General features: G+C 35.0%; 9 protein-coding genes. 6 read left to right on the forward strand and 3 right to left on the reverse strand.

Translation table 11 applies throughout. The features are described 5' to 3' along the window. Positions 1-15: 15 nt before the first annotated feature. Complete coding sequence (locus RT037_RS11870) at positions 16-1,653, reverse strand: alkaline phosphatase PhoX (RefSeq protein WP_313031556.1); 1,638 nt, start codon at positions 1,651-1,653, stop codon at positions 16-18. 128 nt (positions 1,654-1,781) lie between these two features. Then, positions 1,782-3,611: a cytochrome c peroxidase gene (locus tag RT037_RS11875; protein WP_313031559.1), complete on the reverse strand. Its 1,830-nt coding sequence runs from the start codon at positions 3,609-3,611 to the stop codon at positions 1,782-1,784. Between the two features lie 267 nt (positions 3,612-3,878). Between RT037_RS11875 and RT037_RS11880 the strand changes: the two genes are divergently transcribed. Continuing rightward, on the forward strand, positions 3,879-4,733 hold the full coding sequence (locus tag RT037_RS11880; RefSeq protein WP_313031561.1) for a nucleoside phosphorylase: 855 nt from the start codon (positions 3,879-3,881) through the stop codon (positions 4,731-4,733). A gap of 81 nt (positions 4,734-4,814) precedes the next feature. Here RT037_RS11880 and RT037_RS11885 read toward each other — a convergent pair whose 3' ends face one another. Beyond that, on the reverse strand, positions 4,815-5,369 hold the full coding sequence (locus tag RT037_RS11885) for a DNA-3-methyladenine glycosylase I (protein ID WP_313031564.1): 555 nt from the start codon (positions 5,367-5,369) through the stop codon (positions 4,815-4,817). 123 nt (positions 5,370-5,492) lie between these two features. Here RT037_RS11885 and RT037_RS11890 point away from each other — a divergent pair, with 123 nt between their 5' ends. The 5 genes from RT037_RS11890 to RT037_RS11910 all read left to right on the forward strand — a co-directional run bounded on the left by RT037_RS11890 (position 5,493) and on the right by RT037_RS11910 (position 11,332). Continuing rightward, a complete protein-coding gene (locus RT037_RS11890) occupies positions 5,493-5,840 on the forward strand; it encodes a hypothetical protein (RefSeq protein WP_313031568.1) in 348 nt (115 codons plus the stop codon). A 110-nt stretch (positions 5,841-5,950) separates the two neighbouring features. Then, on the forward strand, positions 5,951-7,123 hold the full coding sequence (locus RT037_RS11895) for a M28 family peptidase (RefSeq protein ID WP_313031571.1): 1,173 nt from the start codon (positions 5,951-5,953) through the stop codon (positions 7,121-7,123). Between the two features lie 62 nt (positions 7,124-7,185). After that, positions 7,186-8,370 (forward strand): sigma-54 dependent transcriptional regulator, encoded by a 1,185-nt coding sequence (locus tag RT037_RS11900; protein ID WP_313031574.1) that lies wholly within the window; start codon positions 7,186-7,188, stop codon positions 8,368-8,370. Between the two features lie 73 nt (positions 8,371-8,443). Continuing rightward, complete coding sequence (locus RT037_RS11905; RefSeq protein ID WP_312324518.1) at positions 8,444-9,811, forward strand: MATE family efflux transporter; 1,368 nt, start codon at positions 8,444-8,446, stop codon at positions 9,809-9,811. Positions 9,812-9,820: 9 nt separating this feature from the next. Next, entirely contained in the window at positions 9,821-11,332 is a 1,512-nt protein-coding gene (locus tag RT037_RS11910) for a carbon-nitrogen hydrolase family protein (protein ID WP_313031579.1), read from the forward strand. The last annotated feature ends 67 nt before the right edge of the window (positions 11,333-11,399 follow it).

Consider the following 11,399-nt stretch of genomic DNA (forward strand, 5'->3'; position numbering starts at 1 on the left):
AAGTTGCATTAATAATTACTTTTTCAAAAGTTTAACCGTTTTTTGGAAAGCTTCAGCTTCGATGTTAAGAATTAAAGATTTTGAAGCGTCTAGAGCTTTTGTTAAATCTAATTCTACATTCTTCTGTACACCCGAAATTTGTTTTGTGTAAACAATTTTTCCGTCGATGCTATAAGCTGTTAATCTGATATCTTTAAGTCCTTTATCCGAGGTAATCTTCACCAAACCTGACGTAGGATTTGGAGAAACTGTAATGTTATTATCAACATTTTGAGTTCCTAAACTTCCTGACGATCCCAAATTATCTTTAAGCGCAATAACGATTGTTGCAGATTTTCCTCTATAGTCAATTGTATTACCCGTCGCATCAACATCTGTAGAAATTGATGAATCTGGATGCTGAATCGAGAAGAAGCCAAACTTGTGATCTGGTGTAAAAGTAAGTCCTGTAGGCTCCGATCCTGAGGGCATTGACGCAAATAGTCTTACTTTCGGGTTAGCTTGTGTATGATCTGGTGCAACTACCCAAATGTAATTTTTACCACCATCTTGTAATACCCAAAGATTTCCTAGTTCGTCGAATGTTAGGTTATCGTTACCACCTCCCCATTTTTCTGACATTGTACCATTTGCAGTTTCGAAAGAGTACACCGTGTTAAGACCTCCAACAAAAGTTTCTAGCTCCGAAGCTGTTGTACCATTATCTTTGAAACGATAGACTTTGTTAAGGCCTTTTGCTGTAAAATAGATTTTACCATCCAAAGGATTAATTTCCGCATCTTCGATCCCGTTGAATGCTGTACCACCTAGCGATTTTGCAAGATTCTGTGTGTTGTTTTGATCTGCTTTCGTTTTGTTAGGCACTTGGATCCATTGCGCAGTTGTAACCACCGGATCGCCATTGCTAAGACCTTGATCAGCTTTTAAAACAAATAAATCTCCAGAAGACAAGTCATTAGGTGTATCCATCACAAACTTATAGAATAGATTAGTTCCACCATCTTCACCGTAATAAGCTACAGTCCCAGCATTATTAATTACCACATTTTCGTGATTCATGATACCCATTTGCCAAAGCTTACCTTGAGAACCATCTTGGTTTTTAGAAATAACTTGGGCTGTTGCAGGATCAATCTCTACCAACCAACCATAGTCTTTGTAACCATCACCATTGGTATCATTAGATGTTACAGATTCTTCAGCCGTCACTATTGTTCCCCATGGTGTCACGCCACCAGAACAATTTCTGATTGTCTGTACTAGACTTGGGGTAGAAAAATTAACACCTCTAGATCTTGTAAGTTCCCATAACTTTTTTGTCGCATTGTAGTTAATCTCAGCCATTGTAACTCCTCCTGGATTAGTCTCATGGTTAACCGAAAGATAACCATCAACGCTACTTCCATTTTTTGCAACATAACCTGTAAAATCGTTTTGACTACCAACTTTACCACCACCTTCGGTATAGTTATCACCTTCTTTAAGGATGAGCTGATACTTGTGTTCTGCTGGGATAATAAGTTTTCCGGTTTGCGAAGTTGGTGCGATGGACTTAAAGCAACTAATGTGCGTTCCTGTGCAAGAAGATTGGGCATTCGCCAATTGAGACATCATCAATGCTAAAGCAGCAACTGATAGTAATTTTGTTTTCATTTTTAACTTTTATTTTATTTCGAGGCAAAATTATTTCTTCTGCAAAAGCTTTCTGTTACGAGGATTTTAAGAATATGAAACCAAATTTTACTAAATCTAAAACTCAATGTTAACGTATGAATTTTACATTAATTCTTGTTTTTACTAATATCCGTAAGGCTTTTCAAAAAAATGATGAGTTGTCGTTTTTCGGCATCATTTAGGTTTAATTTATCAGAAGGAAGCGTTTGATTATTAACCTTAAGACCAAGTCCTTCGCCGCCACCTTCGTTATAAAAATCGACAACTTCTTCCAAAGTATTGAAAGCACCATTATGAAAATAAGGTTTTGTCAATTCGATATTACGAACTGTAGTTGTCTTAAAAGAGTGCTCGTAGATCCAAGAACTTTCTTTTTTAACAATGCTATTTGCTCTTCCTTTGTCCGCATCCAATTCTAATGGTTTTTTATTAATAGGAGCTTTTGTAACACCTAAAATTTCGGATTCGTTTTCATTAAAAAATGGTGGAACTAATCCTGAGAAATGTGGCACAAAATGGCAAGTCGCACAATTGGCCTTCCCCATAAAAAGATTAAAACCTTTTTTAACATCATCAGAAATGTCTTTTTCATTCCTCATAAAACGGTCAAAATCGCTATCGAAAGAGTAAAGTGATGCCACATAAGAACTCAAAGCTTTAGAAAAATTCATTTTATCAACTTTTCCATTTTTAAAAGCCTTTCTGAAAGCTTGTTTGTATTTGGAATCGGATTTCAGTTTCTTCAAAATACTTTCGTAGCTTGTATTAAATTCATGTTCGTTATAAATAACATGCTCAACTTGTTGCTCCAAATAAAAAGCTCGCATGTCATAGAAAAATCGTTTTGCAAAAACAGCATTATAAAGTGACGGCGAATTCCTCAAAACCGTTTTGCCCTCTACATTACTTGGCGACTTGACTTTAAGATCTGTGAATGCATTCTCGGGAAGATGACAAGTGGCACAACTCATTTTTCCGTTGTCGCTGAGACTTTGATCATAGAAAATAGTTTTCCCAAGACTTCGCAAATCCTTATTATCTTCAGATTCTTTTAATAATGTAAAAAAATACGGGTTAAGAAAATCGCTACTAAAAAAGCTTTTGTTACCAACATTCCAACCAGAAAATTCTTTTAGATCGTCAGGATTTCCATCCCAACTTCCTAATTCTTCATACAAAGGCTGAACTATTTTTTTATAAAATTCGATTCGGTCAAAGCTTTCAAAATCGATATTTTTAGAGAGATAAACATCAGCCAAATCAAAAAATTCATTGGCTTTTTTAACATCAAAATTTTTGAAATAAGCATCATCATTCACGTATTTTTTCATTCCTAAAAAAGCATGACGCGCTTCTTCTGCAATATTCAGAGAGCCTGGCGTATCAAATCCTGTAACACCAAGACTGTAGATTCTTATGAGTTCTATCCTCAAAGGCAAGGTTTTGTTAGCGCCTTTGCTGATGCCATTTGTAGTGGCACTTAGATTAAAATTATTGTACTTATTAAACAACAAACCTGTTATTTCTTTGATTTGTTCTTTATTGTCTCTAATTTCATCTGAAAAAATAAGCTCGTCCAAAACCTGCAATCCTTCTGGTGGCAATGTATAAGATGTTGTACCAGCGCCTTCTAGACGATACAATGGCGCACTATTAATATTGGTTTTCACAAATTCGGGATAATGGTATGCGATATAGAATTCAATTTGTTTAAAACTATTTCGTGTGTTTTTTAAAGATTGTTGAAGTGCTTCAGTAGAGATTTTATCTTCATCAAACAACTGAACATCTGTTTTTAATTTCTCTAAAGCTTTTTTAAAATTGGAAAGTCCGATATTAATTGAGTTATTCTCTGCTTTATTGCCATTATAACTCTTATCAAACGACATTGCAGAAAATCCAATAACAATCACCAAAACATAGATAAAATACTTCATGAAAAATTTTTCCTACAAAACTATTGTTACCATATTATCTAGAGCTTAATCTTATGTTATGATATGTTTACATTTTTTTGATTAAATCAAGACATTATAAATATGACAAACGCAAGATCGATATATTAGTGTATATGTGAGAATATTTACTAAATTAGCACCTCTAAAAATTTTTAGACTTAAAAATTACCGAACGAATGCTGACTTCAATTCATTCCAAAAGCTTCTAAAACAGAGGTTTTTCAATAATTAAAAAAACAATAAAATATGCTTAATAAACTTGCAGCTTCGGAGCTGGTTCTTAACGACGACGGAAGTGTTTATCACCTTAACCTTTTACCAGAAGATATTGCTGACAAAATCTTGTTAGTTGGCGATCCCGATCGTGTACCGCGTGTTTCAAAATATTTTGACACCGTAGAAATTAAGAAAAACAAACGCGAATTCTACACGCATACTGGGACACTTCGTGGTGAAAGAATTACTGTTATGTCAACAGGTATCGGTACCGAAAATATCGACATCGTAATGAACGAATTGGATGCGTTGGTGAACATTGATCTTAAGAATAAAGAGTTCAAAACAGAACATAAGTCTTTGGATCTTTTCCGTATGGGGACTTGTGGCAGCGTTAATCCTGACATCCAAGTGGACAATCTTTTGGTGAGCAAAAATGTTGTTGGTCTTGACGGACTAATGCATTTCTATAGCGATTATAAGTTTGAAAACGAATTCAGTAAGTCATTTTTAGACAACTTCCCTTACGCTAACATTAAGCCAATGTTGTACTTTTCGGACTGTGCGCCAGAATTGCTAGATCTTTATAAGGATGCAAAATACCACGGTAATACGGCGACTTTCCCAGGATTCTACGCTCCACAAGGACGTCAATTGAGACTAAAAGCTTTGGATGATCAATTCTTAGAAAAGCTTAATGATTTAGGGATTTCAAACTTCGAAATGGAAACTTCGGCAATCTATGGACTTTCAAAATTGTTAGGACACAAAGCTATTACTGTTAACTGCGTTATCGCGAATAGAAGACGTGGCGAATTTGCTGCAGATCATCATGCTTCAGAAAAAATGATGATCGAATGGGTGCTAGAACGTGTTATTAAATAAGTTCGTGACTCTCATTTAATCCAAATAAAACAGCCTAGATTTATTTCTAGGCTTTCTTTTTTTTCGGTTTTAAAATAAAAACTATCTCGCATGACAATCCAAAATATGGTCATTAACCATACCTGTCGCTTGCATGTGCGCATAGATAACTGTCGAACCAAGAAATTTGAATCCTCGTTTTTTCAAATCTTTTGCTAAAGCATCCGAAGTCTCAGTGGTTGCAGGAACGTCTTTCAGAGTTGAAGGTTGATTAATAATCGGTTGATTATCGACAAATCCCCAAATATATTTTGAAAAACTTCCAAATTCTTTTTGGACTTCCATAAAGCGTTTCGCATTATTTATCGTTGCTAAAACTTTTAACCGATTTCTAACAATACCAGTGTCAGCCATCAACTCTTCCACTTTTGCATCATTATATTCAGCTATAATTTTGTAATTAAAATTGTCAAAAGCTTTTCTAAAATTTTCTCTTTTTCTTAAAATCGTAATCCAACTAAGTCCAGCTTGGAAGCTTTCTAAAACCAAAAACTCAAAAAGTGTCTCGTCATCATAGACTGGTTTTCCCCATTCGTTATCGTGATAGTCCATGTAAAGCTCGTCTTTGCCACACCAACCACATCTTATTTTTTCCATTTTTGTCAAATTTTAGTTAAGAAAAGTTTGTGAAAAAATAAGAAATATTTTAACATCCATTATAACTATGATGGAATATATTTTGAAAATACTACTAATATCAAACATTAAATATTTAAAACAATGGACAATCAAGATTATAACAAAGCAAAAGAAGTTGTTAACGATGCAAAAGAATCTCTTAATAGCTTTGCAAACAACTCTCAAGAGAAAATTACAGAATTAGCGAATCAAGCTAAAAACTATATTGATGAGCAAAAGAGAAACAACCAAGAACCTAGCAAAGAAGGATTTTTTGATCAAATAAAAAACTCGGTTGCTAATGCTTGGGATGAGACCAAAGATTTCGCAGAAAAAGCTTGGCAAACGACAAAAAATACAACGTCAGAGCTTTACGAAAAAGCAGCTGATAAAACTGAAGAAATTAAAGATAATATTGCTGACAAGCTAGATTCTAATAAAGAAGAATAAGCCAAAAAACGTTTTAATATTGACACACTATCATTTACTTAAGAGGAATTTATAATTCCTCTTTTTTATGTTTAAGAATAAAATTATCTTTGGAAACCTAAATTTTTAAAATGACACTTAAATCTTCTTTTCTTATCGCTGCCACTTTTATAACCAAATTGTGCTTTAGTCAAACTGCAAATCCATATTATGCGTCAATTAGCAATCAAGTGACACAAAATAATATTACAACTAATCTTCAAGAATTTGAAAATATTGGTGTCAAAACTACTGGAAGTGCAAAATTGACACAAGCTTTAACCTGGCTTAAAACTAAATACACAGACTTTGGTTACAGTGCTTCAGAAATGCAAGAACATAGTTTTAGTTACCAAGGTACAACCTCCAAAAATTTAATCATAACAAAAACTGGGACCAAATACCCAGATACTTTTGTGATTATCTGTGGGCATTATGACACGATTAACGGTCCTGGGACTAATGACAACGGAAGTGGTGTTTCTGTGATTTTGGAAGTAGCCCGACTTTTAAAAAATATCGAAACGGAATATTCTATCAAATTCATCAATTTTGCAGGTGAAGAACAAGGTCTTATCGGGAGTTCGGCTTATGTCAAAAATGTTGTCAATGCTACAAATCCAAAAATGAATATTAAACTGGTTTTTAATATTGACGAAGTTGGTGGCGTAGCTGGTAAAGTCAACAACCAAATCATGTGCGAACGCGATGAGAGTAACTATGTGAGTTCTAACAATGCAGCATCCAATACGGTTACGCAGCAGTTAATGTCTTACGTAAGTCTATATTCACCATTGCAACCAAAGTTGTCGCACGCTTACAGTTCGGATTATATGCCGTTTGAAAATAATGGTGAAGTAATTACTGGTTTCTACGAAGCTAATGAAAGCAGTCAACCGCACTCTTCTGGCGATACATTCGCAAAGTTAGATCCTGTATATATTTTTAATGTTGCTAAAGCTGCTACTGGTGCAATGATGCATTTCGCAGGTGCAAAAAACCAAACGATGGCAGTTTGTACACCGGAAGACCAAGTCAAAAGTCTACAGATTTCTCCAAATCCTGCAGATGATTATATTACTTTAGAATTTTTAAATAAAAAACTTAAAGATTATAATTTTAGTATCGTTGATGCTTCAGGCAAAACAGTTTTAAACATTAAAAATGAAGACCGCATTAACATTAAATCCTTAAGAAAAGGAGTCTATTATGGGACTTTATCAATAGACGGAATTTCTCACACCAAAAAAATATTGGTAGATTAAGAGAACATTTCATGATTAAATGATTAATTAATAATTAGTACAATTTTTGTTACCTTTGCCCTATGCAAAAAATTCTTATAGTAGAAGACGAAAAAGCCATTTCAGGCGTTCTTCATAGTATTTTATCAGAAGAGCTTACAGATTACGAATTCGAAATCGCTAACGACGGGCTCGAAGCCTTAAAAATTCTTGAAAAAGAAGATTTTTCATTGGTTATTTCCGATATCAAAATGCCAAAACTTTCTGGTACCGAATTACTAAAAGAAACCATGCAGATAAAACCAGAAACTACTTTTGTTATGATTTCTGGTCATGCCGATATCGACACAGCTGTTAATTGTCTTAAAGAGGGTGCTTATGATTTCATATCAAAGCCTATCGACATTAACAGATTGATTACCAGCGTTAAAAATGCTTTGGATAAAGGTAATCTACAGAAAGTTAATAAAAGCCTAAAATCAGAAAACAACCAACTAAAAAAGAAAGTCAACAAAAAATATCAAATGATTGGTAATTCTCCAGCTTTGAAGATGATCCAGGATATGATAGAAAAAGTGGCAGCTTCTGACGCTAGAGTTTTGATTACAGGACCTAACGGTGCTGGTAAAGAATTAGTTGCGCACGCGATCCACGCACAAAGTGAAAGATCGAAAGGTCCAATGGTTGAAGTTAACTGTGCGGCAATCCCGTCAGAACTTATTGAAAGTGAATTATTTGGACACGTTAAAGGATCTTTTACAGGAGCTATTAAAGATAAATCTGGAAAATTTGAACAAGCTAATGGCGGAACAATTTTCTTGGATGAGATTGGTGATATGAGTTTGGTAGCACAAGCTAAAGTGCTTCGTGCATTACAAGAAAGCAAAGTATCTCCTGTTGGTAGCGATAAAGAAATAAAAGTTGACGTTAGAGTTGTAGCAGCGACTAACAAAGATTTGCATAAAGAAATTGCGGACGGAAAATTCCGTGAAGACTTGTTCCACAGGCTTTCTGTTATCGAAATCCATGTTCCAGCATTGGATGATCGTAAAGATGACATTCCTCTTTTGGTGGAGCATTTTGCAAAAAACATCGCTGATGAACAAGGAAATGCTGCGAAAAAATTTGATGATAAAGCCATTGCGGCGCTTAAACAATTCAGTTGGACTGGTAACATCCGTGAGCTTAGAAACGTTGTAGAACGTTTGGTTATTTTGGGTGCTAATCCGGTTTCGGCGGAAGATGTTGCTAATTTTGTGAGAAAATAAACGATTTTAATATTCTATGGAAACCGCAGAACTTTAAAATCTGCGGTTTTTTGTTTTAAAAATTTAATAATATATGAAGTTTCTTGACTTAAAATATACTCGCGAATCTCTAACCTTAGCATTGCCAGTAATGTTGACGCAAGTGGGACAAGTTTCCGTTAACTTGTTCGACAACATTATTGTCGGCAAGTTGCTTGGCTCGCAAGCATTAGCTTCGGTATCTTTGGGAAATGCGGTGTTCTTTTCGATTTTTGTTTTAGCATTAGGATTTTCTTTTGCAATTCCGCCTTTGGTTTCGGAAGCGAAAACTCAAGAAAAACATTCGGTTATTAATAATGTTTTTCGTCACGGTTTCGTGATTAATATGACTGTTGGGATTATACTGATGTTAGCGTTAACGTTAGCACTTCCACTACTCTATCATATGGATCAGCCAAAGGAAATCATCCCCGATACCATTGACTTTTTGCACATAATGGCGATTAGTATGATACCTTTTATGATGTTCCAAACTTTACGCGAAGTTTCGGAAGGTCTTAGCTATACGATTGGTGTAACGAAAGCCACAATTCTTGCTAATATCATTAACGTAGTTCTTAATTATGTGTTCATAAAAGGCATGTTCGGACTTCCAGCAATGGGCGTTCAAGGATCGGCTCTTGCCACTTTAATTGCGAGAATTTTCATGGTAGTTTTCCTTTACTTTGTGATGGTTAAAGAGCCAAAAACAAAACGCTATATTAAAGAGTTTAGTCTTAAAATATCGGAGTTCAGCAAGTCAATGTTTAATAAAATGATTAAACTTGGGCTTCCAACAGCTTTACAGATGTTTTTCGAAGTAACGGCTTTCGCTGGTGCGGCTTTTATTTGCGGATTAATAAGTGCAAAAGATATCGCATCACACCAAATCGCTTTGTCTATGGCATCGTTTACTTTTAATCTTTGTATTGGTTTTAGCGTGGCATCAACAGTTATGATTGGTAATCGACTCGGAAATCATGATTTTATAGGTTTAAGAAAAGTCGGAATCAACAATCTTAAAATGGCATTTCTATTTATGATATTTTGTGGGTTAATATTTATTACATTTAGAGATATTTTACCACATTTCTTCACGAAAGAAAGCGATGTTGAAGTTATTACTTTAGCGTCACAATTATTGATAATCGCAGCACTTTTCCAATTATCAGATGGTATCCAAGTGGCAGCGTTAGGCGCATTGCGAGGCATTCAAGATGTTAAAATCCCAAGTATTATTACCTTTGTTGCGTACTGGATTTTCACAATTCCTTTGGGTTATTATTTATGTTATGTTCAAAAAATGGGCGCACTCGGTATGTGGATTGCATTAGGAATTGGGCTGACGATCTCAGCTGTATTTTTGGTGACAAGATTTTTAAAACTTTCATCAAGATTAATTCATTCAAAATCAAACATTTAAAAACACAATATGCAAATAGATATTAGAAAACTATCGATAGATGATTACGACGAACTGGCAACAGCCATGCAAAATGCTTATCCCGATATTGAAGATAATGTTTGGGCAAAACGAAATATTCAAAAATTAACTTCTATTTTTCCAGAAGGTCAGTTGTGTATTACAGTTGACGGAAAATTGGTTGCTGCAGCACTTTCGATCGTTGTACAATATGAGATTTTTGGAGATCAACATACTTACGACGAAATTACAGGACAAGAGAGTTTTAACACGCACAGTAATATTGGTAACACACTTTATGGCATCGAGGCTTTTGTCGACCCAGAATATCGTACATTAAGACTTGGACGAAGACTATATGATGCACGTAAAGAATTATGCGAAATTAAAAATCTAAAATCTATCATCGTAGGTGGAAGAATTCCAAATTACCACCTGTATAGCAATGAGTTAACTCCTCGCGAATATATCAAAAAAGTTAGATTGAAAGAGATCTACGATCCAGTTCTTAGTTTCCAATTGTCGAATAATTTTTCTCCTTTAAAAATATTAAAAGGCTATCTAAAAGGCGATGTAGAATCCGAAGAATACGCAGTTCTTCTACAATGGAATAACATCTACTACACGTCCAAAAAGAATACGATGCAAGACAGCGTCATCAGACTTGGTTTGGTACAATGGCAAATGCGTCACTTCAAAGATATTGACGCTTTTTATCAACAAGTTGAATTCTTTGTTGATGTTTTAGGAAGCTACGAATCCGATTTCTGTGTATTCCCAGAATTGTTTAACACGCCTCTGTTGGCGCAGTTTAATCACATGCATGAGCGTGAAGCGATGGAAAAGCTTGCCGAAATGACAGAAGAAATTCGAAATAAAATTTCGGAATACGCCGTTAGCTACAACATAAATATTATTTCGGGCAGTATGCCTATCATGGAAGATGGTAAAATGTTTAATGCCAGTTATCTTTGCCACCGCGATGGAAAAATCGACGAATATCGAAAAATCCATATTACACCTAACGAAAGACGTTATTACGGGATGCAAGGTGGTAACGACATCAAAGTTATTGACACCGATTGCGGAAAAATTGGTATTGTAATTTGTTATGATGTCGAGTTCCCAGAATTACCGAGAATCTTAGCAGATCAAGGCATGAAGATTTTGTTTGTTCCGTACTTGACGGACACACAAAACGCATACACAAGAGTTAGAAATTGTGCAGCTGCGCGCGCCATCGAAAACGAATGTTACGTTGCTATAACGGGTTGTGTTGGTAACTTGCCTGGTGTTAGCAATATGGATATACAGTTTGGGCAAGCAGCAGTTTTCACGCCATCAGACTTTGCGTTTCCGTCCAATGCTACAAAAGGAGAAGCGACGCCTAATACAGAAATGACTTTAATTGTTGATGTAGATCTTAATCTTTTAAAAGAATTGCATTACAATGGTGCAGTACAAGTCATGAACGATCGTCGAAAAGACCTTTATGAAACCGTTAATCTATTAGATAAGTAAATAGGTTTTAGGAAAATTAATTCATAATTCATAATTCATAATTCATAATTCATAATTCATAATTCAT

It is taken from the genome of Soonwooa sp. (assembly GCF_032062245.1).
In the GTDB taxonomy this organism is placed as follows: Bacteria; Bacteroidota; Bacteroidia; order Flavobacteriales; family Weeksellaceae; genus Soonwooa.

Excerpts from the sequence above, each read along its gene's own strand:
- RT037_RS11880 (WP_313031561.1), top strand. The coding sequence starts at position 3,879 with ATGCTTAATAAACTTGCAGCTTCGGAGCTGGTTCTTAACGACGACGGA.
- RT037_RS11895 (WP_313031571.1), top strand. The coding sequence starts at position 5,951 with ATGACACTTAAATCTTCTTTTCTTATCGCTGCCACTTTTATAACCAAA.
- RT037_RS11885 (WP_313031564.1), bottom strand. The coding sequence starts at position 5,369 with ATGGAAAAAATAAGATGTGGTTGGTGTGGCAAAGACGAGCTTTACATG.
- RT037_RS11900 (WP_313031574.1), top strand. The coding sequence starts at position 7,186 with ATGCAAAAAATTCTTATAGTAGAAGACGAAAAAGCCATTTCAGGCGTT.
- RT037_RS11905 (WP_312324518.1), top strand. The coding sequence starts at position 8,444 with ATGAAGTTTCTTGACTTAAAATATACTCGCGAATCTCTAACCTTAGCA.
- RT037_RS11890 (WP_313031568.1), top strand. The coding sequence starts at position 5,493 with ATGGACAATCAAGATTATAACAAAGCAAAAGAAGTTGTTAACGATGCA.
- RT037_RS11870 (WP_313031556.1), bottom strand. The coding sequence starts at position 1,653 with ATGAAAACAAAATTACTATCAGTTGCTGCTTTAGCATTGATGATGTCT.
- RT037_RS11910 (WP_313031579.1), top strand. The coding sequence starts at position 9,821 with ATGCAAATAGATATTAGAAAACTATCGATAGATGATTACGACGAACTG.
- RT037_RS11875 (WP_313031559.1), bottom strand. The coding sequence starts at position 3,611 with ATGAAGTATTTTATCTATGTTTTGGTGATTGTTATTGGATTTTCTGCA.